Raw genomic sequence first — 21,135 nt, 5'->3', positions numbered from 1 at the left:
GGCGTCGCAGCGGGGGCGATCACGCCCGCATCAGCGCCTCGATCTCGTCCGCCTTCACCGGCACGCCACGCGAAATGAGTTCGCAACCGGTGGCCGTGACGATCGCGTCGTCCTCGATGCGGATGCCGATGTTGTGGAACTGCTCGGGCACGCCCTCGCCTGGCCGCACGTAGATGCCGGGCTCAAGGGTCATCACCATGCCGGGATGCAGGATGCGGCTCGGCCGGTTCTTGATGACTTCGTTCGACAACGGATCCTTGCGCTCGCTCACCTCGCCCACCTGCGTGGGCTCGACGTAGCTGCCGCAGTCGTGCACGTCCATGCCGAGCCAATGGCCGGTGCGGTGCATGTAGAACTGGAAGTAGGCGCGGCTGTCGATCACGTCGTCCACGCCGCCCACTTTTTTCGCATCGAGCAGGCCCAGGTCGAGCATGCCCTGCGCAAGCACCTTCACGGCCGCATCGTGCGGATCGGTGAAGCGGTTGCCGGCCTTGGTGGCCGCGGCCGACGCGTCCTGGCTGGCCAGCACCAGGTCGTACAGCGCGCGCTGCGGTCCGCTGAACTTGCCGTTGCCTGGAAAGGTGCGGGTGATGTCGCTCGCGTAGCTGTCGAGCTCGCAGCCCGCGTCGATCAGCACCAGCTCGCCGCTTCGCACCGGCGCCGCGTCGGCGCGGTAGTGCAGCACGCAGGCATTGGCACCGGCCGCCACGATGGAGCCGTACGCCGGGTACTGCGAGCCGCCCAGGCGGAATTCATGCAACAGCTCGGCGTCCAGGTGGTATTCGCGCACGTCCTTGCCTTCGCGCAGCATGCGGGCCGAAAGCTGCATCGCGCGGATGTGGGCACGCGCGCTGATTTGCGCGGCGCGCCGCATGATGTCCTGTTCGTGCGCGTCCTTGAAGAGACGCATTTCATCGAGCGGCCCGCACAGGTCGCGCTGCTCCTCGGGGCACAGCGCGCCGTAGCGCACGCGCGCGCGCACCGATTGCAGCCAACCGTCGATGCGGGTCTCCAGGCCCTTGTGAATCGCGAACGGGAACCACACGGTCGACTTGTTCTCCAGCAGCTTCGGCAGTTTTGCGTCGAGCTCGTTGATCGAGAAAGCATCGTCCACGCCCAGCGCCGCTGGGGCCGCATCGGGGCCCACGCGGTATCCGTCCCAGATCTCGCGCTCCAGGTCCTTGGGCGCACAGAACAGCGTGGCGCGGCCATCGCCCGCGAGCACCAGCCAGGCATTCGGCTCAGTGAAGCCGGTCAGGTAATAGAAGTAGCTGTCGTGGCGGAACAAGAAATCGCTGTCGCGGTTGCGCTGCCGCTCGGGCGCGGTCGGCACGATGGCGATGCCGTCCTTGCCCAATTGCGAGGCGAGGCGCGCGCGGCGCTCGGCGTAGATCTTGTTGTGTTCTGAGGTCATCTTGGCGTGTTCAGTTGAAGAAGCCGTTCGGGCGTTCCCACATCGGTCCAGGGCCCGGTGTAGAGCTCGGCGCTCACGAGTTCATTGTCCATCGCGGCGCGCAGGATGGGTGCAAGCGGGGCTTTGGCGCCCGCCGGGTTGCCGGGGGGAATGTTGCAGTACGGCGGCGCAAAGATCGCTGCGCGGTACAGGCCGATCGTCGAGAAGGTGTACTTCTCCGCCGCCGAATTGAGTGCGAGGCCATCGGCGGACAGTCCGAAATCGCCCTTCAGGTTGTGCGCCGGGTTCGGCACCAGCCACAGGTGCGCGAGCTTGCCGCTGGCTGCGAAGCGGTCGACCGCAGCCTGCGTGAAGGCGAAATCCGGCGCGAACACATCACCGGCTGCGACCCAGAAAACCTCGCCCAGCTGGGGCAATGCGCGCACGATGCCACCGGCCGTTTCCAGCGCTCCGCCAAAGTCGCGGCCTTCGTCGGAATATGAAATTGATAGCGCGCTGCGCCCATTCAGCAATGGCTTCGCGCCGAACCGGCCGGAAATCTTCTCGCCGAGCCAGTCGGTGTTGACCACCAGTTCGGTGAAGCCGCCAGCGGCCAGCGCCTCCATCGGCCATTGCATCAGCGGCTTGCCGCGCACTTCGAGCAGCGGCTTGGGCGTGGTGTCGGTCAGCGGCCGCATGCGCTCGCCGCGGCCTGCGGCAAGGATCATCGCTCGTACGGAAGCCCGGGTGCTCAAGCCGCCACCTTGCCGCGCAGCAACTCGTTGCGTTCGCTGTGACCGGGCTTGAACAATGAGACCAGGCATTCCATCAGCGCATGCGCCTTGGCCGAATGGTCGCCGCCGAAGTTGCACACATACACGTCGAGCGTGGCGCCACGCTGTTCGGGCCAGGTGTGGATGCACAGGTGCGATTCGGCCAGCAGCACCGTGGCCGTCACGCCGCCCGGCCCTTCTGGCGTGGCCGGGAATCCATGGACCAGCTTGCCCACCGGCTGCAGCCCGGCGGCGGTGACCGCCTTGAGGCAGACGGCGCCGAGCGCCTCCTTGTCGGTGAGCCATTGCATCCCGCATTGGCAGTCGTGGAGATCGGCGGTGAGGTGCAACCCATGCATGGGTGGCAACTCTAGCAGTCCGGGCACTGCCAAAGAACATCGGCCGGGTGCACAGGGCGTATTGGAGGGGGTCGGAGCGAGCCCGGTAAAATCGCGGGTTCCCCCCAATCCACATTCCCCGAAAGTCCTCCGCCCATGGCAAACCAAGCCCTGATGGCCAACGCGATTCGCGCGCTGGCCATGGATGCCGTCCAACAAGCAAACTCCGGACATCCGGGCGCACCGATGGGCATGGCCGACATGGCCGTCGCACTCTGGGGCGAGCACCTGCGCTACAACCCCGCGAACCCGCACTGGTTCGATCGCGACCGCTTCGTGCTGTCGAACGGCCACGCCTCGATGCTGCTGTACGCGGTGCTGCACCTCACCGGCTACGACCTGCCCATTGCCGAGCTCAAGAACTTCCGCCAGCTGCACAGCAAGACAGCGGGCCATCCCGAAGTCGACGTGACCCCCGGCGTAGAAACCACCACCGGCCCGCTGGGCCAGGGCATCACCAATGCCGTGGGCTTTGCGCTGGCCGAGAAGCTGCTCGCGGCCGAGTTCAACCGCAAGGACCACGCGATCGTCGACCATCACACCTACGCCTTCCTGGGCGACGGTTGCATGATGGAAGGCGTCAGCCACGAAGCCTGCGCACTGGCCGGCGCCTGGCACTTGAACAAGCTGATTGCGCTGTACGACGACAACGGCATCAGCATCGACGGCCAGGTGAAGCCCTGGTTCATCGACAACACCGAAGAACGCTTCAAGGCCTACGGCTGGAACGTCATCGGCCCGATCGACGGCAACGACGCCAAGGACGTGTCCAAGGCCATCGCCAAGGCGAAGAAGCAGGACAGCAAGCCGACCCTCATCATCTGCAAGACGCAGATCGGCAAGGGCAGCCCGAACCGCGCCAATACCGCCAAGGCCCACGGTGAACCGCTGGGCGCCGAGGAAATCACCCTCACCCGCGCCGCGCTGAACTGGACGCACCCGGCCTTCGAAGTGCCGCAGGAAGCCTACGCCGACTGGGACCACAAGGCCGAAGGCGCCGTGGCCGAATCGGCCTGGAACGACAAGTTCGACGCCTACGCCAAGTCCTTCCCTGAACTTGCCGCCGAGTTCACCCGCCGCATGAAGGGCGAGCTGCCGAAGAACTTCCACCAGGTGGCTTTCGACACCGTGGTGGCCGCCCACACCAAGGGCGAAGCCGTGGCCAGCCGCAAGGCCAGTCAGCTTGCTCTGGAGGCCTTCACCGCCGCGCTGCCCGAGATGCTCGGCGGCAGCGCCGACCTCACGGGCTCCAACCTCACCAACACCAAGAGCACCGCGGCCATGCGCTTCGATGTGAAGACCGGCGCCGTGGTCATGGACGTGCCGGTCCAGCAGCCCAACCAGGGCGCCGAAGACGAAGCCGCACCCGAGAGCACCGCCGACAACGCCGAGCCGCCCCACGGCGTGATCGGCCGCCACATCAACTACGGCGTGCGCGAGTTCGGCATGGCCGGCATCATGAACGGTGTCTCGCTGCATGGCGGCTTCATTCCCTATGGCGGCACCTTCCTGACCTTCAGCGACTACAGCCGCAACGCCATCCGCATGGCCGCGCTCATGAAGCGCCGCGTGGTGCACGTGTTCACGCACGACTCCATCGGCCTTGGCGAAGACGGCCCCACGCACCAGTCGATCGAGCACGCCGCGTCGCTGCGCCTGATTCCGAACCTCGACGTCTGGCGTCCGGGCGACACGGCCGAAACCGCCGTGGCCTGGGCCGTGGCGCTGCAGAACCAGGCGCGGCCCACCGCACTGCTGCTGAGCCGCCAGAACATCGCCTATGCGCCGAAGGGCGACCTCGGCGACATCAGCCGCGGCGCCTATGTGCTGTCGGAACCCGAGGTCGTCGGCCTCAAGAGCAAGAAGACCGCCGCGGTCCTCATTGCCACCGGTTCCGAGGTGCAATTGGCCCTGGCCGCGCAGAAATTGCTGGCCGAGAAGAAAATTGCGGTGCGCGTGGTGTCGATGCCCTCGACCACCACCTTCGACCGCCAGGACGTGGCCTACAAGAAGAGCGTGCTGCCCAAGAAGCTGCCGCGCATCGCCGTCGAAATGGGCTGCACCGCCGGTTGGTGGAAGTACGGCTGCGCAGCCGTGGTGGGCATCGACAGCTACGGCGAGTCAGCACCGGCATCGGCGCTGTTCAAGCATTTCGGGTTCACGGCGGAAAACGTTGCCGCCACGGTCGAAGCCGCCCTGCGCGACTGAGCCCGGCCAGGCGTTTTCTTTCTGTTCGATCAAAAAGTTTTTCAACCTTAGGAGCAAATCAGATGGCTATCAAACTCGGTATCAATGGCTTCGGTCGTATCGGTCGCAACGTGCTGCGCGCAGCGGTGCAGAACTTCAAGAACGACATCGAAATCGTTGCCATCAACGACTTGCTCGAGCCCGACTACCTGGCCTACATGCTCCAGTACGACTCGGTGCACGGCCGCTTCAAGGGCGAAGTCACGGTTGAAGGCAACACGCTGATCGTCAACGGCAAGAAGATCCGCCTCACGCAAGAGCGCGACCCGTCGCAACTGAAGTGGAACGAAGTCGGCGCCGACATCGTGCTCGAGTCGACCGGCCTCTTCCTCACCAAGGAAACCTGCCAGAAGCACCTGGAAGCAGGCGCCAAGAAGGTGATCATGTCGGCCCCGTCGAAGGACGACACGCCCATGTTCGTCTACGGCGTGAACGACAAGAAGTACGCCGGCGAAGCCATTGTCAGCAACGCCAGCTGCACCACCAACTGCCTGGCGCCGCTCGCCAAGGTGCTGAACGACAAGTGGGGCATCAAGCGCGGCCTGATGACCACCGTGCACGCCGCCACCGCCACGCAGAAGACCGTCGACGGCCCGAGCAACAAGGACTGGCGCGGCGGCCGCGGCATCCTGGAAAACATCATTCCCTCGAGCACCGGCGCGGCCAAGGCCGTGGGCGTGGTGATCCCCGAGCTCAACAAGAAGCTCACCGGCATGAGCTTCCGCGTGCCGACCTCCGACGTGTCGGTGGTCGACCTGACGGTCGAGCTGGAGAAGGAAGCCACCTACAAGGAAATCTGCGCTGAAATGAAGTCGCAGAGCGAAGGCGCACTCAAGGGCGTGCTCGGCTACACCGAAGACAAGGTGGTGGCCACCGACTTCCGCGGCGACCCGCGCACCTCGATTTTCGACGCTGAAGCCGGCATTGCCCTGGACGGTACCTTCGTGAAGCTCGTGAGCTGGTACGACAACGAATGGGGCTACTCGAACAAGTGCCTCGAAATGGTGAAGGTCGTTTCGAAGTAAGGCTTCGAAGCTCCAACGAAAAACGCGCCCTCGGGCGCGTTTTTTCATGGGCTCACGGAAGAAAAAAACCGAATCGTCACACCGGCTCGAGCACGTGGATCAGCTTGCTCTCGACCAGCTCCTTCGTCCGCGCGCCGTGAGCCGCCATGTGCGGTGCCACCGCATGGGCCTGCAGGTGGGCCAGCGTTTCCCACTTCTCGATGACAACGAAGGTGTCCGGGCCGAAGCTGGCCTTCGATGTCGGGACGCCTTGTGCGTCGATGGTGGCCGCGTATTCGATGCAGCCCTCTTCGGCCAGCACGGCCGCGCGGTTGGCCGCAAAGGCTTCGAGCAGTTTGGCGCGCTGGCCTGGCTTGGCATTGACGACGGCGACGACGTGAATCATGAAAAGGGCTCCAGTGTGGTTGTGGATGGGAGTCGTCGAATCTAAAAGATCCGCCGCCCGAGCGCGGGTCCCGCGCGCGACCCTATCATCGCGCGCATGTTCTTTCCCCTGCCCCGCACGGCCACGGCGCCGTTCTGCCCTTCCGAAGTCAAGGGCAGCGTGGCGGTTCCGCAGGATCTGCCCTTCGGCAAGAAGCTGCTGCGCTATGCCGGCCCCGGCTTGCTGGTGTCGGTGGGTTACATGGACCCCGGCAACTGGGCCACCGACATCGAGGCGGGCTCGCGCTTCGGCTACGGCCTCCTCTTCGTGGTGCTGCTCGCGAGCCTCGCGGCCATGCTGCTGCAAACGCTGTGCGTGCGGCTCGGCATCGTGGCGCAGAAGGACCTGGCGCGCGCCTGCCGCGAGCGCTATTCACCGCGCGCCAGCCGCTTTCTGTGGCTGGGTGCCGAGCTCGCCATCGTGGCTTGCGACCTGGCCGAGGTGCTGGGCAGCGCGCTCGCATTGCATTTGCTGTTCGGCGTTTCGATTCCGGTCGGCATTGCGATCACGGCATTCGACACGCTCCTCGTGTTGGGGCTTCAGGGCGCGGGCTTTCGGCGCGTCGAAGCCATCGTGCTCGGGCTGGTGGGCACCATCGCGGGTTGCTTCGTGGTGGAGCTTGCGATGTCGCAGCCCAACTGGTTCGGCGTGGCGATCGGCTTCGCGCCCAGCTTCGAGCGGCTGCAGCAGCCGGGCGCGCTGTACCTCGCGATCGGCGTGGTCGGCGCCACGGTGATGCCGCACAACCTGTACCTGCATTCGTCCATCGTGCAGACCCGGCTGGTGGCCGCCACGGATGCGGCGCGCCGCGAGGCGGTGCGCTTCTGCACCTTCGACGCGGTGTTTTCGCTGTCGCTCGCGCTCTTGGTCAACGCGGCCATCATGGTGCTGGCGGCCAGCGCCTTCCACAGCACCGGCCACGTGGAAGTGACCGAGATCGACCATGCCTACCGGCTCATCGAGCCCATCGTGGGCAGCGCGTTCGCGGCCACGCTGTTCGGCATTGCGCTCCTGGCCTCGGGCCAGAGCTCAACCTTCACCGGCACCATCGCGGGCCAGATCATCATGGAAGGTTTTCTCGACCTGAAGATCCCGTGCTGGCAGCGCCGCCTGATCACGCGCGCGCTGGCGCTGGGCCCGGCCTTTCTCGGCGTCTGGTGGTTCGGTGATGGCGGCGTGGGCAAGATGCTGGTGCTGAGCCAGGTGGTGCTGAGCTTCCAGCTCCCGTTTGCCATGTGGCCGCTGATCCGCTTCACCAGCAGCCGCTCGCTGATGGGCGGCTTTGCCAATGGCACGCTGGTCAAGCTGCTGGCCTGGGGGCTGTTCGGCGTGATCAGCTCGGCCAACGTGTGGCTGGTGGCTTCGACGGTTCTGGGCGGGCTTTGATTTGAAAGCCGCGCCCGCCGCGGGCTCAGCGGTCGGCGGCGTCTTTCCAGAGGTGCACCAGCGCTTCGGGCGCCTCGGACTCGGGCACTTCGAAGCTGATCGAACCTGAATGCGCGGTAGCGCTTTCCACCACCACTTCGACGCGGTAGAAGCGCTGGTCGCCGCCCTGCGAGCCGGGCCCGCCGCCCTGCTCCGCATGCGGGGCGGCGCTTTGCAATGCCTCGCCGATCTGCTGGCGCAATTCTTCGCTGCAATTGCCCAGCTGGTAGCTGCGCGGGCGCGAAAGCCCCGGCAAATAAGCAACGCCGCCCTCGCGCGTCACGCGCACGATGGAAGCCTGGTCCAGGGGTGGAAGCTGAATCATGAGGGTGAGACTCCCACGGTGTTCCAAGCGGCGCCGACGGCCTTGTGCACCGCGCTGTCTGCGCCGAAGCGCTTGGCCGCGTTCTCCACGCTCAGTTGCGCGAAGGCCTCGAAATCGGCGTCCTGGCGCAGCCGCCGATCGCACACCGTGTCGTACCAGACACGGCCCGCGGTCTCCCACGCCACGCCGGGGAGGGCCGTGGCAGCGAGGCAGAAAGCGCGGTTCGGAATGCCGGAATTGATGTGCACGCCGCCATTGTCCTGCCGCGTGACGACAAAGTCTTTCATATGGGCGGGCTGAGGGTCTTTGCCCAGCACCGGGTCGTCGTAGGCCGTGCCGGGCTCGGCCATCGAACGCAGCGCGCGCGCCTTCACCTTGGCGGTGAAAAGCCCCGCGCCCACGAGCCAGTCGGCCTGCTGCGCCGTCTGCTTCAGGAGGTGCTGCTTGACCAGAGCGCCGAACACGTCGCAGATCGACTCGTTGAGCGCGCCTGGCTGCCCCTGGTAGACGAGGCCCGACTCATGGTCGATGACGCCGTGCGTGAGCTCGTGGCCGATGATGTCCACTGCGATGGTGAACCGGTTCATGACCTCGCCGTCGCCGTCGCCGAACACCATCTGCTTGCCGTTCCAGAAGGCGTTGTCGTAGTCGTTGCCGTAGTGCACGCTGCCGGTCAGCGGCATGCCGGCGCCGTCGATGGAATCGCGCTCGAAGACGTCGTGGTAGAGGCGGTAGGTAGCGCCAAGGTAGTCGTAGGCCTCGTCGGCTGCGATGTCGCCGATGGCGGCTTGGCCTTCGGCACGCACCAGCCGGCCGGGCAGGCTCATGGTGTGCTCCGCGTCATGAATGGCGCGCGCCGGCGAGTCGCGTCGAAGGTAGCGCGGCGCCGGGCCCGACGACACGCCTTTCGAAGCCACCGCTTCTCGAAGCCCGCGGTGTTCGCGGTCGATCATCAGCGTCTGGGCCGCCCGTGCGCTGGCATGCGCGCTGGCGCGTTCCGCCAGCCGGTCCAGCAGGTACGGCGGTACGAAGCTGGGTGGCAAAAGGGGCGGCGGCCGGAGCGGCATGGGCAACTCTCCTCGAGCGGTGGAACGGTAGAAAAGACGGTAGCAGAAACCCGTAAAAACTGGATCACTCCGTTACTTCTGGTGTCACGAAATGGAAAGGCAAGGCCATACGATCGGAGCTCGACCCACTTGTTGCCTTTGCCATGTTCATCGTCACCCTGACCTACATTCGTCCCCTGGAAGAGCTCGATGTATTGATGGACGCGCACATGACCTGGCTTCGAAAACACTACGAGAGCGGACTCTTCCTGGCCTCGGGCCGGCAGGTGCCGCGCAAGGGCGGCGTGATCTTCGCGCGCTCGGGCGAACGGGCCGCGCTCGAGGCGGTGCTGGCACGCGACCCCTTCGTGCAGAACGGCGTGGCGACCACCGAAGTGATCGAGTTCGTGCCGAGCATGACCGCACCCGCTACTGAGATCCTCAAGACCGTTTGACGCGGCCCCGAAGTTGCGTGCTTAGGCCTCCGGCGATTCCTCGCGTCCGCCAGGGTGCCGCGCAAAGCGCGCAGCGCCGCGGTCATGCACCGGCGCCGGATCGTCCCAGGGCCAGCCGCCGAACTGCGTGCGGCGGTAGTCGTCCAGGGTCTGGCCGATCTCGGCCTGCGTGTTCATCACGAACGGGCCGTACTGCACCACCGGCTCGGCGATCGGGCGGCCCTGCAGCAGCAGAAACTCGCTGGCTTCGCCGTCGCCATTGCGCAGTTCTACAGCCGCATCGGCACGCAGCTCGATGGCGGCCGGGCCTTCGACGCGTCGGCCTGCGATGTGCGCCACGGCGCCCTTGAAGAAATACAGCACGCGCCGCGTGCCTTCGCCCGCGGCGGCCGGCAGCGTCCACTGGGCGCCCGGCGTCATCTTGAGCGTCCAGATCGCCACGCCGGCATCGGCCTTTGCGGCCCATGAATCAGGCGGCGGCGCAAGAGGCGCAATGGGTCCTTGTCCGTTGTCCGACGCGCCACTGAACTGGCCCGCGATGACCGCGACCTCGGTGCGGCCGCCCTTCGCGTCGTCCGATGCAAAGCGCGGAATCGCCTCCGACCAGAACATCGTGAAGTGCGGCTCGGCCATCTTGCTTCCGGCCGGGAGGTTGAGCCAAATCTGGAACAGCTCCAGCGGGTTGGGCGCGTTCGCATCGAGCAGCGGGAACATCTCCGAATGCACGATGCCCTTGCCGGCCGTGAGCCACTGCACGTCGCCGCCGCCGAAGCGCGCGGTGGCGCCCAGCGAATCGGAATGGTCGACCAGCCCCTTGCGAACGATGGTCACCGTCTCGAAACCCCGGTGCGGGTGCGAGGGAAAGCCCGGCACCGTCTCGCCGTGATACATGCTCCAGCCGTCCTTGCGGCTGAAGTCCTGGCCGATCTGGCGGCCCGCCAGCGGGGCATCGGGACCCATCCGGGCGTTGGCCTTGGGATAGGCATCGTCGTGATAGACGCAGAACAGGAACGGGTCGATCGTCTGCCACGGGAAGCCGAGCGGGCTTACCTGCAGGACGGGGCTGCGGGCTTCTTCATCAATGTTGTGGGCGGACACCTCGATATTCCTTTCTGTTGGTTGCGCCGCCGAACGTACGGCCGCGCTGATCTTCGGAATATCGGGGCTCGCGCGCTTTAAGGAAGGGCCCTTTCGCGCAACAGTGAGAAGCGCATATGGAACGATGGGCATCACGCTCGTGCGTTTCAGCGCCGGGGCATCAGGGGTTCTGGTGGGGCACTTCGGCGTTCGGGTCCATGTACACCAGCTCCCACAGGTGGCCGTCGAGGTCCTGGAAGCCGTGGCTGTACATGAAGCCGTAGTCCTGCGGCTTGCGTGGCACCGTGCCGCCCGTGGCCACGGCCTTGGCCACCATCTCGTCGACTTCGGCCCGGTTTTCGCACGAGAGGCACAGCAGCACCTCGGTGCTCTTGCTGGTGTCGGTGAGGCTCTTGTCGGTAAAGGTTTTGAAGAAGTCTTCGACCAGCAGCATGGCGTGAATGCTGCCCTCCTGGATCACCATGCAGGCGGCATTCGCGTCGGTGAATTTCTCGTTGAAGGTATAGCCCAGCGCAGCAAAGAAAGCCTTGGACTTCTCCAGGTTCTTGACGGCGAGGTTCACGAAGATCTGCTTGTTGGCCATGGGTTGTCTTCCTGTTTCGATGAAGAGTGGATCGGATGTTTGCCGACGTGTTGTGTACGCCGTCCACAAAAGATACCAAAGAAAATGGACGGCGTCCACATTATTTTTCAAGCACGGTTCTTGTCAGCAATCGGGCCAGGGCGATGGTGCTGCGGTCCTCGAAGTACGGACCGACGATCTGCACGCCCAGTGGCAATCCGCCCTTCGTGAAGCCCGCGGGAGCGACCGTGGCCGGCAGTCCGCCAAGGCTTGCCAAAGCTGCCCAGGCGCCCAGTGCGTAATATGGGGTCTTGGTTCCATCGACAGTGAGTGTTCGCTTGCTGAAGTCCGGTTCGCTCACGTGTTCGAAGGCGCCGCAGCCGACGGCCGGACACAGCACCGCGTCGAATTGCGTGAACAGCGCCCGCAGTTGCGCCCGGATGCGCGTGCGCGTCGCGAGCAGGTCGAACCAGGCGTGCAGCGACATGGGCGACCGGCCGCCCGGTTCGACGTGCGCGAGCATGGTCTGCACGATCTGGTCGTAGGTGTCGCCGATCTCGGCCAGATCGGGCAATAGATCGGACGCCTCGGCCACCACGGCGCCCGCCTTCGCCAGTCGCTGGCCCGCGCCTTCGACGGCGGCGCGCACCTCCGCCGCCACGGCGGCCTGCGGATGCTTCGTGACCACGAGCACGCGCCAATCCTTAGCGGCCGCGCGGCGCGGCGCGGGAAGTGCGAAGCAAGCTTTTGCCACATGGGCTGCGTCGGGCCCAGACAGCACTTGGAGCGCCAGCAACAGGTCGTCGGCGCAATGGCCGATCGGCCCGATCACCGAAGGCAGCCCGGAGGGCGCCTCCTCGGTGCCCGGAAACGCAAAGCCGCGCGTTGGCAGCAGGCCCTCGCTCGGCTTGTGCGTGTACACGCCGCAAAAGCTTGCGGGAACACGCAGCGAACCCGTCAGATCGCTGCCCAGCTCCAGCGCCACCATGCCCGTGGCCACCGCCACGGCGCCGCCGCCCGACGAGCCGCCCGGCGTGCGCTGGGGGTCGAGCGGGTGCACCGTGCGGCCATACACCGGGTTGTCGCATTGCCAGTCGGCCAAGCCGGGCGGCACGTTCGTCTTGCCCAGAATCACCGCTCCCGCTGCCTTGAGACGCTGCACCGCGACGGCGTCGTGTGGCGGAACGAAATCGCGGAACGGCGGCAGGCCCCAGCAGGTCGGCAGTCCCGCGACGTTGAAGGCTTCCTTCACCGTCATCGGCACGCCGAGCAGCGGCCGGCGCTCGCCGCGAGCGAGCGCCGCGTCGGCTTCGGCAGCCTGGCGCCGCGCGCGGGCGAAATCGCGCACCACCACGGCGTTGAGCGCGCCATCGAGCGCTTCGATGCGGGCGATGGACGCTTCGCAGAGGTCAGCGGCGCTCACTTGCCCGGCGGCCAGTGCCCTGGCCGACAGTACGGCGCCTGCGGCGAGTAATGCAGTGGGGTCGTGTGTAGTGCGCATGGTGAAGACGGGCATCATGGCCGCCATGGAAATCGAGTTCAAGTTTCATATTCCCGCCGAGCGCCTGCAAGCGGTGGAGGCCGCCATGCGGCGCGGCACGGTCGTACGCACCCGCCTGCAGGCGCGCTACTTCGACACTGCCGATCAGGCACTGGCCGCCCAAGGCATCGTGCTGCGGCTACGCAAGGAAGGGCGGCGTTGGGTTCAGACCGTCAAGGCCACCGGAGACAACGCGCTGCACCGGCTCGAGCACAACGTCGATCTGGGCGCCGCGGCGGCCGCCAGCGCAGCGCCGGTGATCGACCCCCAACGCCACCAGGGCACGCCCGTGGGCGACCGGCTCGCCAAGGTGCTGGCCGCGAGCGGCGCGGCGCTGGTCGAGCGCCAGTCCACCGACATCGTGCGGCTCACCCGCGACGTGCGCACCACCGGGGCGGGCGGCGCCGTGGTCGAACTGGCGCTCGACGTCGGCAAGGTCATCGCCTACGCGGGCACCCCCGACGAGCGCGAATCGCCCGTGTGCGAGCTGGAGCTCGAACTCAAACGCGGCGACGTGCGGGGACTGGTCGCGCTCGCACACCGCTGGTCGCAGCAGCACGGCCTGTGGTTCAGCACCGTATCGAAGGCCGAGCGCGGAGCGCGCCTCTTGGCCAAGCTCGACGTGGTGCCGGCCGTCAAAGCCGAGACGCCGCGTCTTGCCAAGGAGCCCGACGGTCGTGCCATCCAGCAAGCCGTGGTCGCGTCCTGCCTGGCGCAAATGCTGCCCAACGCCAGCGAAATCGCGGCCGGCAGCATTGATGAGGAACAGATCCACCAACTGCGCATCGGCATCCGGCGCCTGCGCACGGCGCTGCGCGAACTGGCGGGGCTCGACGAGCGTACGGAGCTTTTCAATAGTGCCGAATGGGAGCCGCCGCTGGTCGAGGCCTTTCGCGCGCTTGGCGTGCTGCGCGATCGCGACCAAGTGGTCAAGCTGGCGCAGCCGCAACTGCAAGATGCGGGGGCGCCGGCGTTCGATCCGCTGGCCGGCGACGATGTGCAGGCGGCCCACGCGCCTTCGCCTGGCGACGTCGTGCGCGCGCCGGCTTTTCAATCGGTGCTGGTTTCGCTCATCGGGTTCACCGCGGCTGCAACGGCTGCAGTGGAAGCCGCACCGAAAAGCGATGCCGAAGCACCCAAACAAGCCCCCTCGCCATCGGAGCCGTTGGATGCCAGCGATGCGCGCCGTTATCTGCGCAAGCGCTTGCAGCATCTGCATGAACAGATCGTGCGCGATGGCCAGCGCTTCGAATCGCTGAGCTCCGAAGACCAGCATCGCACGCGCAAAAGGCTCAAGCGCCTGCGCTACCTCGCCGAATTCGTGATGCCGTTGTTCGCGGATGCGGAGGACACAAAAACCTCAGCCGCCGGGCGTTACCTGAAGCGGCTTCGCCCGGCGCAAGACGCGCTGGGCCGATTCAACGACGAAGCTGTCGCACAGGCGCTCTACCGCAAGGCCAGCGCGCGCGACGCCCGCGCCTGGTTTGCCGTCGGCTGGTTCAGCGCGCGCCACGCGGCGGGCGCGAGGGCGTGTCGCAAGGCGCTCTGCAAGATCGAGAAGGCGCCGCGGTTCTGGAAGAAGCGCAGCTAGCTACGCAGATCCAGGCTCAACTGAGAACCTGGAAGCGATGGATCAATGCCGCGCTTTGCCAATTTGTGAGCAGCGGCTCCAGCTGCCCATGAAAACAGGCCCATCCACGAGAGCCACAGGGCGAGCGCAATGAGCATGATCAGAGACCATCGCTGCTCGCTCAACGTCTTCTTCATGAATGCGGCCGTGCCGTCCGACTTCAGGATGTCGCAAAGGATTCCGACTTCCTGTTCACTGAACGATGTGCGCATTGCATTCGTACTCGCAGCTTGCGAACAGTCGTCGACTTTCAAGGCCGCGACGTTGAGCGGCCAAACAGCTTTCATTTGAGTCGGACTCGCCCAGAAAGACCGCTGCGTGCTCTTCAGCGTGAGAAGTGATTGAGACGAGAAGAGGCTCATCACGCAGACGCAGCCGATCGCCGCAACGGAAAAAAGCCGGGCCAGTCTCAGAGCTTGAGAAAAACGCGACGGCAGCTTGTGAACCCGGACTTGACGAAGTTCCGCATCAAAGAGCTCTCCGCATATGCTTAACGTGCGCATTTGCACTCCGTTCAGCTTCGTCCATTCAATGAGTTGATGCGCCTCTTTCAAACTGGCGACGGGCACGCCAGCAAACATGCGAAATGAAATCAGACTGGTCTGCTCATCAACGAATGCGCGCACCTGCGGGTCGGCAATTTCCTGGTTCCCATGGACCAACCGCCACAAGCGGCTAAAGAGCACATGGCGCGACTCAGTCCGCCACACAACCCAGAGAAAAGCCGCCCCGATCAACAACGGCGCCACGACGCCGAAAACACTGGAGATGTTGGAGGCGTTCGGGAAATCCATGATCCGACTACGGATCAGTGATGGTGACCGTGCGCCCCATGCACATGCCGATGCTCGATCTCCACCGGAAGCGCCGCGCGCACGTCCGTTACCTGGAGGCTGAAGCGCAACGCCTTGCCGGCCCAGGGATGATTGCCGTCGAGCAAAACGACAGGGCCCTTGATCTTCATCACGGTAAAGAGATGCTCGCGCCCATCGTCGAGCCGCCCTTCCAACTGCCCGCCGACCTTCACGCCCGGCGGAAAGTCGGCCTTGGGAATGCTGCGCACCAGCGACTCGTCGCGCAGGCCGAAGGCGTCTTCAGGTGCCAGATGCAGCGTGGTCTGGTAACCCGTTTCCTTGCCATCGAGCGCTTCCTCGATCTTGGGCAGCGTGTTCTCGTACCCGCCATGCAGATAGGCCATCGGCTCTGGGCTGGCTTCGATCAGCTTGCCCTGGGCGTCGGCGACCTTGTACTTGAGGGTGACGACAGTGTCTTTTTCGATTTTCATGAGGGGCATTTTCTGTGCAAATCGCCCGGCCGGCGGGGCTAGGCCTTCGTCACCCGCAACATCTCCGGCAGCCCCTCCACCCCACTCAGCTTCTCCATCACCATCCCGATGAACGCCGACACCGCCAGCGGCAGGTGCTTGCGGCTCGGGTACAGCACGCTCAGCCCCTGCCCCGTGCGTTGGTACTGTGGCAGCACGCGCACGAGCCGGCCGGCTTCGAGGTCGAGCCGGGCCATGGTGGGCGGCAGCAGCGCGACGCCCAGGCCGGCGAGTGCGGCCTTGCGCAGCGCCTGCGCAGTGTTGCCGGTGAAGCGGCCCGTCACCTGTACTTCTTCTTCCTCGCCGCCGGGCCCGGCGAGGCGCCAGACGGTGCGGCCGCTGGGATGGGGCGAGGTGATGCAGTCGTGGTTCGCCAGGTCTTGCAAGGTGGCGGGCGTACCGCGCGCGGCAATGTACGCGGGGCTCGCCACCATGCCGTCGGTCCGCGCGCTCATGAGCTTGCGGCCGACATAGCCTGAGTCGGGCAGTGCGCCGCCGCGGAAGGCGATGTCGATTTGCTCGGCGATCAGGTCGGCCTTGGCGTCGCTGAGCACGAAATCCACACGCACCAGCGGATGCGCGGCCAGGAAGTCGGCGACCCATTCCATCGGGAAGAAATCGAAGAAGTCGGCGGTGGCTGCGACGCGCACCAGGCCGCTGGGTTCGCGGCTGCCGGTGATCAGTTCCTGCCCGGCCTCGATCAGCCCGTCGACCGCGCCCGCGCAGCGCTCATGAAAAGCCTCGCCCGCGCTGGTGAGCGTGAGCTTGCGGGTGGAGCGCTGCATCAGCCGCGTGCCCAGTTGCGCTTCCAACTGTTGGACGCGCCGGCTCACGGTGTTGGGCGGCAGGCCGAGCCGCCGCGCCGCCTCGGCAAAGCTGCCGTGGCGCACCACCTGCACAAACACGGCGATGTCGTTGAGGTCCAGCATGGCGGCAATTCCTTCTTTCTATGGACGAGTGCAATCCGATTCTGCCGTCTAGTCGATCAATGGGTGCGGTCCTAACCTTGGACCCATGACTTCTTCAACTTTTTCATCTCCCACCCAGCGCCGCATCGTCTGGGGCCTTCGGATTCTTCTGGCGCTGGCTTTCGGTGCGGCGGGCATCGCCAAGCTGTCCGGCGTGCCGCAGATGGTCCAGGTGTTCGAGGCCATCGGCTTTGGCCAGTGGTTCCGCTATGTGACGGGCGTGGTCGAGGTCGGCGGTGCGGTGCTGCTGTTGGTGCCGACGACCGGTTTCCTCGGCGGCCTGTTGCTGACCGTGACCATGGGCTTTGCCGTGGCCACGCACGTGGTGCTGATCGGCGGCAGCCCCGCTCCGGCCATCGTGCTCGCGCTGCTTTCGGCCTTCGTGACCTGGCGCCTGCGACCCGTGACGCGGCTGGCGGCCAGAGCGGCCTGATCTCTTCTTCCTCTTGTTCTTCTTCCATCGATTCAGGAGCATCCCATGACCACCGCCGTTGCCACGACCCCCATCACCGAAGCCCGCCCCATCGTCTACCGCACGCGCGGCTCGCAGCACGGGCCGATCATCCGGCTCATGAGCCCGGGCGACCTGGGCGAATTTCTGAAGCCCTTCGTGTTCCTCGACCTGTTCGGCTTCGACACCACCGGCAGCCGCAATGGGTTCGGCATTCACCCGCACTCGGGCATCGCCACGCTGACATGGCTGATCGAAGGCGACACGGTGTATGAAGACACGACCGGCGAACAAGGCGTGCTGCCGGCCGGCGGCGTCGAGTGGATGCGCGCCGGCAACGGCGTGTGGCACGACGGTGCGCCCGCGCCGGACACGAAGCGCGTGCAGGGCTTCCAGCTCTGGGTGGCCCTGCCGGCCGCGGAAGAAAACGCGCCGGCCCAAAGCATCTACCTGGCCCCCTCGCAGGTGCCGAGCGAAGGCCCGGCGCGCGTGCTGCTCGGCCGCTACGGCGCGGCGCAAAGCCCCATTCCGGCGCCCGCGCCCATGAACTACCTGGCCGTGCAACTGAGGGACGGCGAGCACTGGCGCTACACGCCGCCCGCCGGCCACACGGTGGGATGGGTCGCCGTCAACGCCGGCCGGCTCGATGCGGGCGACAGCGGCGGCGAGCCGATCGCCGCCGGCGAACTGGCGGTGTTCGAAGAATCGGGCACGGCCATCGACTTCGTGGCGCGCGGCGACACGGCCTTCGTGCTGGGCTCCGCCGTGAAGCACCCGCACGAGCTGGTGATGGGCCGCTACTCGGTGCACACCAGCCAGGCGGCGCTCGAACAGGGCGAGGCCGAGATCCGGCGCATCGGGGCGCGGCTGCGTGAGGAGGGGCGGCTCGGCTGAGGCTGGTTTCGCTTTTGCGCCCACCCGGCGCAAACCAGCGTGCACGCGGTGGGCGGCTGCGCCAGAATCGTTCGCTTCGAACGACTCCGCTGCAGTTCCCACTCTCATGAACATCGTCGACTCTTTCGCCAACAACGCCTCCCGCTTCGTCGATATCCGGCGCGACATCCACGCCCATCCGGAACTCGGTTTCGAAGAGCACCGCACTTCCGAAAAGGTGGCGGGCCTGCTCGCCGAATGGGGCATCGAGGTGCACCGCGGCATTGCCGGCACCGGCCTCGTCGGCGTGCTGCGCAAGGGCACCGGCACGCGCACCATCGGACTGCGCGCCGACATGGACGCGCTGCCGCTGCACGAGGCCAACGAGTTTGCCCACAAGTCCACGCACGCGGGCCGCATGCATGCCTGCGGCCACGACGGCCACACCACCATGCTGCTGGCCGCCGCATGGCATCTGTCTCAGCAGGGGCCGGATGATTTCGACGGCACCGTGCATTTCATCTTCCAACCCGCCGAGGAGATGGGCAAGGCCGGCGCAAAGAAGATGATCCAGGACGGGCTGTTCGATCGCTTTCCTTGCGACGCGGTCTTTGCGCTGCACAACTTCCCGGTCGGCGACGTGGGCCGCTTCGCGCTCAACGAAGGCGCTTTGATGGCGTCGAGCAACACCTACAAGATCACCGTGCACGGACGCGGCACACATGCCTCGATGCCGCACACCGGCATCGACCCGGTGGCTGCCGTGGTCACGCTCGCGCAGCAGTTGCAGACTATCGTGCCGCGCACCATCCCGAGCACGGAGCGCGCGCTGCTCGCGGTCACGCAGCTGCAGGGCTCCGATGCGCCCAACGTGATTCCCGACGTGGCCACGGTCGGCGGAACCATCCGCACCTTCTCCATCGAAGCCATCGACAAGATCGAGGCCCGGCTGCGCGAAGTGGCCGCCGGCGTGGCCGCGGCGCACGGCTGCACGGCCGACGTGTTCTTCAATCGCTCCTCGCCGCCGGTGGTCAACCACGTGGCCGAGGCGCGCTTTGCCGCGGGCGTGATGCGCGAGGTGGTGGGCGACGACATGGTCACCGACAACTTCCCTGCCGTGATGGGCGCCGAAGACTTCGCCCACATGCTGCTGGCGCGGCCCGGCTGCTATGCCTTCCTCGGCAATGGCGACGGCGACCATCGGCTGGGTGGCCACGGGCCCGGCCCTTGCATCATCCACAACACCTCGTTCGACTTCAACGACGAGATCATTCCGATCGGTGCCAGCTACTTCGTGAAGCTGGTGCAGCGCTGGCTGCCTTCGGGCGGCTGAGTTTTTTTTCTGTTGATGACGATGAAAGTGGCCACCCCGATGACTCCCACCCTGTTCACCCGACGTTCGCTGGCCGTCCTTGCCGCCGCCACGGCACTTGGTGCCATCGCGCCCGTGCACGCGCAGCAGCAGCGTGTGATCCACATCGTCGTGCCCTTTGGCACGGGTGCGGTGCAAGACACGGTGGCGCGCGCCTTCAACGCCGAACTGGGCGCGGCCTTGAACGCCAGCGCCATCGTCGAGAACCGCGCGGGCGCGGGCGGCACGGTGGGCGCGGCCGTGGTCGCCAAGGCGCCGCCGGACGGCAACACGCTGGTGCTCGCGGCCGCGAGCCACCACATCGCGGGCTTTCTGTACAGCAAGCTGTCGTACGACCCACTGAAGGATTTCGTGGGCGTGGCCAACATCGGCAACGCGGGCTATGTGCTGGCTGTGTCGAGCGGGCTCAACGTGTCGAATACGGCCGACTTCATCAAGGAGGTGAAGGCCAACCCGGGCAAGTACAACTACGCCTCGGCCGGGAACGGCAGCGCCACGCACCTGGCGATGGCGTCGTTCCTCGCGAAAGCCGGGCTGCAGATGACGCACATCCCGACCAAGTCGACCGGCGAGGCGGTCAATGAAGTGCTCGCGGGCCGAGTGCAGGCGGTCATTTCCTCGAGCATCGGCGTGATGGGTTTCCAGGCTGATCCGCGCTTGAAGCTGCTCGCGTCCACCGGCCAGGCGCGCAGCCCCTTCCTGCCGACTTTGCCGACCGTGGCCGAAAGCGGCCTGCCGGGCTACGCCTTCGATTCATGGATTGGCCTGCTCGCACCCGCCGGCACGCCCAAGGCCGAGGTCGAGCGACTCAACGCGGCCACCAACAAGGTGCTGGCCGATCCGGCGATCCAGGAACGGTTCAAGCGCCTGGGTGTGGAGCCACGCACGCAGAGCGCCGAAGAGTTCCAGAAGCTGCTGCGCACGGACTGGGATGCGATGGGGGCGGTGGTGAAGGCTTCTGGGGCGAAGATCGACTGATCGCTGCTGTTCAGGGCGCGTGCAAAGGCCACCGGGTACTCCCCTCCGCGAATGTCCCCCGCCTTCGGCTCCTCCTTTATTTCGCTGCGGGGAGCACCCGGCGCCCTGTGCACACCGGGCGCGGCTGTCGTGCTGGCCGATCAACCAGTGCTCTGAACAACGATCCCGTCGATGGGGTGCCTTGCGCAGCGAAATAAAGGGGGAGGCCGCAGGCCGGAGGACATTCGCGGAGAAAGGTACCCCGTCGGCGGGAGCGCACCCTGAACGCATGAGCGTGAACAAAGCAGAGCGCCCAGCGGGCGCGCACAAGTAGCAGCGCCGCACCGAGCGGATTCCCGCCCTTTCCCAGATATCACAGAAGAACCCGACTCGAAAGAGCGCTTGCCCCACGCATATCCTGAAGATATATTATTAATATATTTAAACCGCGGCCGCTTTCCGTCGCGCAACCCAGGAGCCCATCACGTGACCAACCCCCGCTGGCAAGGCATCTTCCCCGCCATCACCACCAAGTTCCACGCCGATGAAAGCATCGATGCCGAAGGCACCGCGCGCCACATCGACTTCCAGATCCGCAACGGCATCCACGGCCTGGTGACCTGCGGCTCGCTGGGCGAGGCCAGCACGCTTTCGCTCGAAGAGAAGCTCCAAGTGGCCCGGATCGCGCTGGAAGCGGCCGACGGCCGCATCCCGGTGCTGGCCAATGTGTCGGAAACCAGCACCCGCGAGGCGCTGCGCTATGTGGATGGCGCCAACAAGCTGGGAGTGGCCGGGTTCATGGTGATGCCCTCGGTGATCTACGTGGCCGATGCGCGCGAGGCGATGCTG

Annotated in this window: 22 protein-coding genes; 10 read left to right on the top strand and 12 right to left on the bottom strand. The window is 66.0% G+C overall.

Annotation, left to right across the window (positions count from 1 at the left end; genetic code table 11):
- Positions 1-19: 19 nt before the first annotated feature.
- Genes J2X92_RS19835 through speD form a run of 3 tightly spaced genes read right to left on the bottom strand, consistent with a single transcriptional unit; the run spans position 20 to position 2,525 of the window.
- A complete protein-coding gene (locus tag J2X92_RS19835) occupies positions 20-1,414 on the bottom strand; it encodes an aminopeptidase P N-terminal domain-containing protein (protein ID WP_307577973.1) in 1,395 nt (464 codons plus the stop codon).
- The gene (locus J2X92_RS19830; protein WP_307577971.1) at positions 1,411-2,121 is read right to left on the bottom strand and encodes a nucleotidyltransferase family protein; all 711 of its coding nucleotides are present in this window, start codon (positions 2,119-2,121) and stop codon (positions 1,411-1,413) included. The genes J2X92_RS19835 and J2X92_RS19830 overlap by 4 nt, the downstream gene beginning before the upstream one ends.
- Positions 2,122-2,144: 23 nt before the next feature.
- Positions 2,145-2,525 carry an adenosylmethionine decarboxylase gene (gene speD / locus J2X92_RS19825; protein WP_307577969.1) on the bottom strand — a complete coding sequence of 127 codons (381 nt, stop codon included), beginning with the start codon at positions 2,523-2,525 and terminating at the stop codon, positions 2,145-2,147.
- A gap of 135 nt (positions 2,526-2,660) precedes the next feature.
- Between speD and J2X92_RS19820 the strand changes: the two genes are divergently transcribed.
- Complete coding sequence (locus tag J2X92_RS19820) at positions 2,661-4,772, top strand: transketolase family protein (RefSeq protein ID WP_307577967.1); 2,112 nt, start codon at positions 2,661-2,663, stop codon at positions 4,770-4,772.
- A 62-nt stretch (positions 4,773-4,834) separates the two neighbouring features.
- A complete protein-coding gene (gene gap / locus J2X92_RS19815; protein ID WP_307577966.1) occupies positions 4,835-5,836 on the top strand; it encodes a type I glyceraldehyde-3-phosphate dehydrogenase in 1,002 nt (333 codons plus the stop codon).
- Between the two features lie 76 nt (positions 5,837-5,912).
- On the opposite strand, the gene J2X92_RS19810 is transcribed toward gap, so the two are convergent.
- Positions 5,913-6,221: a putative quinol monooxygenase gene (locus J2X92_RS19810; protein WP_307577964.1), complete on the bottom strand. Its 309-nt coding sequence runs from the start codon at positions 6,219-6,221 to the stop codon at positions 5,913-5,915.
- 96 nt (positions 6,222-6,317) lie between these two features.
- Here J2X92_RS19810 and J2X92_RS19805 point away from each other — a divergent pair, with 96 nt between their 5' ends.
- On the top strand, positions 6,318-7,646 hold the full coding sequence (locus tag J2X92_RS19805; protein ID WP_307577962.1) for an Nramp family divalent metal transporter: 1,329 nt from the start codon (positions 6,318-6,320) through the stop codon (positions 7,644-7,646).
- Between the two features lie 25 nt (positions 7,647-7,671).
- Here the strand turns inward: J2X92_RS19805 and J2X92_RS19800 are convergent, their stop codons facing one another.
- The gene (locus J2X92_RS19800) at positions 7,672-8,010 is read right to left on the bottom strand and encodes a protealysin inhibitor emfourin (RefSeq protein ID WP_307577960.1); all 339 of its coding nucleotides are present in this window, start codon (positions 8,008-8,010) and stop codon (positions 7,672-7,674) included.
- Positions 8,007-9,077, bottom strand: coding sequence for a M4 family metallopeptidase (locus J2X92_RS19795; protein WP_307577958.1), 1,071 nt, complete (start codon positions 9,075-9,077; stop codon positions 8,007-8,009). The genes J2X92_RS19800 and J2X92_RS19795 overlap by 4 nt, the downstream gene beginning before the upstream one ends.
- A gap of 143 nt (positions 9,078-9,220) precedes the next feature.
- Between J2X92_RS19795 and J2X92_RS19790 the strand changes: the two genes are divergently transcribed.
- Positions 9,221-9,511, top strand: coding sequence for a YciI family protein (locus tag J2X92_RS19790; protein ID WP_307577956.1), 291 nt, complete (start codon positions 9,221-9,223; stop codon positions 9,509-9,511).
- Between the two features lie 21 nt (positions 9,512-9,532).
- Here J2X92_RS19790 and J2X92_RS19785 read toward each other — a convergent pair whose 3' ends face one another.
- The 3 genes from J2X92_RS19785 to J2X92_RS19775 form a co-directional block, all read right to left on the bottom strand.
- A complete protein-coding gene (locus tag J2X92_RS19785) occupies positions 9,533-10,741 on the bottom strand; it encodes a pirin family protein (RefSeq protein ID WP_307577954.1) in 1,209 nt (402 codons plus the stop codon).
- Positions 10,742-10,769: 28 nt separating this feature from the next.
- Entirely contained in the window at positions 10,770-11,192 is a 423-nt protein-coding gene (locus J2X92_RS19780) for a VOC family protein (protein WP_307577952.1), read from the bottom strand.
- Between the two features lie 100 nt (positions 11,193-11,292).
- Complete coding sequence (locus tag J2X92_RS19775; protein ID WP_307577950.1) at positions 11,293-12,714, bottom strand: amidase family protein; 1,422 nt, start codon at positions 12,712-12,714, stop codon at positions 11,293-11,295.
- Here J2X92_RS19775 and J2X92_RS19770 point away from each other — a divergent pair.
- Positions 12,689-14,302, top strand: a complete 1,614-nt coding sequence (locus J2X92_RS19770) for a CYTH and CHAD domain-containing protein (protein ID WP_307577948.1) — start codon at positions 12,689-12,691, stop codon at positions 14,300-14,302. The two genes, J2X92_RS19775 and J2X92_RS19770, sit on opposite strands and share 26 nt — an antisense overlap.
- On the opposite strand, the gene J2X92_RS19765 is transcribed toward J2X92_RS19770, so the two are convergent.
- The 3 genes from J2X92_RS19765 to J2X92_RS19755 are packed head-to-tail and all read right to left on the bottom strand — an operon-like array spanning position 14,299 to position 16,594.
- Entirely contained in the window at positions 14,299-15,135 is an 837-nt protein-coding gene (locus J2X92_RS19765) for a DUF6216 family protein (RefSeq protein WP_307577946.1), read from the bottom strand. The two genes, J2X92_RS19770 and J2X92_RS19765, sit on opposite strands and share 4 nt — an antisense overlap.
- A 14-nt stretch (positions 15,136-15,149) precedes the next feature.
- Positions 15,150-15,626: an FKBP-type peptidyl-prolyl cis-trans isomerase gene (locus tag J2X92_RS19760; protein WP_307577945.1), complete on the bottom strand. Its 477-nt coding sequence runs from the start codon at positions 15,624-15,626 to the stop codon at positions 15,150-15,152.
- A 38-nt stretch (positions 15,627-15,664) separates the two neighbouring features.
- A complete protein-coding gene (locus J2X92_RS19755) occupies positions 15,665-16,594 on the bottom strand; it encodes a LysR family transcriptional regulator (protein WP_307577943.1) in 930 nt (309 codons plus the stop codon).
- An 85-nt stretch (positions 16,595-16,679) separates the two neighbouring features.
- Here J2X92_RS19755 and J2X92_RS19750 point away from each other — a divergent pair, with 85 nt between their 5' ends.
- From J2X92_RS19750 to J2X92_RS19730, 5 genes are all read left to right on the top strand, one after another.
- A complete protein-coding gene (locus tag J2X92_RS19750; RefSeq protein ID WP_307577940.1) occupies positions 16,680-17,066 on the top strand; it encodes a DoxX family protein in 387 nt (128 codons plus the stop codon).
- A gap of 45 nt (positions 17,067-17,111) precedes the next feature.
- Positions 17,112-17,978 carry a pirin family protein gene (locus J2X92_RS19745; protein WP_307577939.1) on the top strand — a complete coding sequence of 289 codons (867 nt, stop codon included), beginning with the start codon at positions 17,112-17,114 and terminating at the stop codon, positions 17,976-17,978.
- Between the two features lie 106 nt (positions 17,979-18,084).
- Positions 18,085-19,290 carry a M20 aminoacylase family protein gene (locus tag J2X92_RS19740; protein ID WP_307577937.1) on the top strand — a complete coding sequence of 402 codons (1,206 nt, stop codon included), beginning with the start codon at positions 18,085-18,087 and terminating at the stop codon, positions 19,288-19,290.
- A 39-nt stretch (positions 19,291-19,329) separates the two neighbouring features.
- Positions 19,330-20,307, top strand: a complete 978-nt coding sequence (locus tag J2X92_RS19735) for a tripartite tricarboxylate transporter substrate-binding protein (RefSeq protein WP_373424863.1) — start codon at positions 19,330-19,332, stop codon at positions 20,305-20,307.
- Positions 20,308-20,772: 465 nt separating this feature from the next.
- Positions 20,773-21,135: dihydrodipicolinate synthase family protein (locus tag J2X92_RS19730; protein ID WP_307577933.1), on the top strand; the 363-nt coding region annotated here is incomplete at its 3' end.

The organism is Variovorax paradoxus (assembly GCF_030811855.1).
GTDB lineage: Bacteria > Pseudomonadota > Gammaproteobacteria > Burkholderiales > Burkholderiaceae_C > Variovorax > Variovorax paradoxus_L.
The sequence above is the reverse complement of the archived record's forward strand: the minus strand, read 5'-3'. Positions and strand labels throughout refer to the sequence as shown.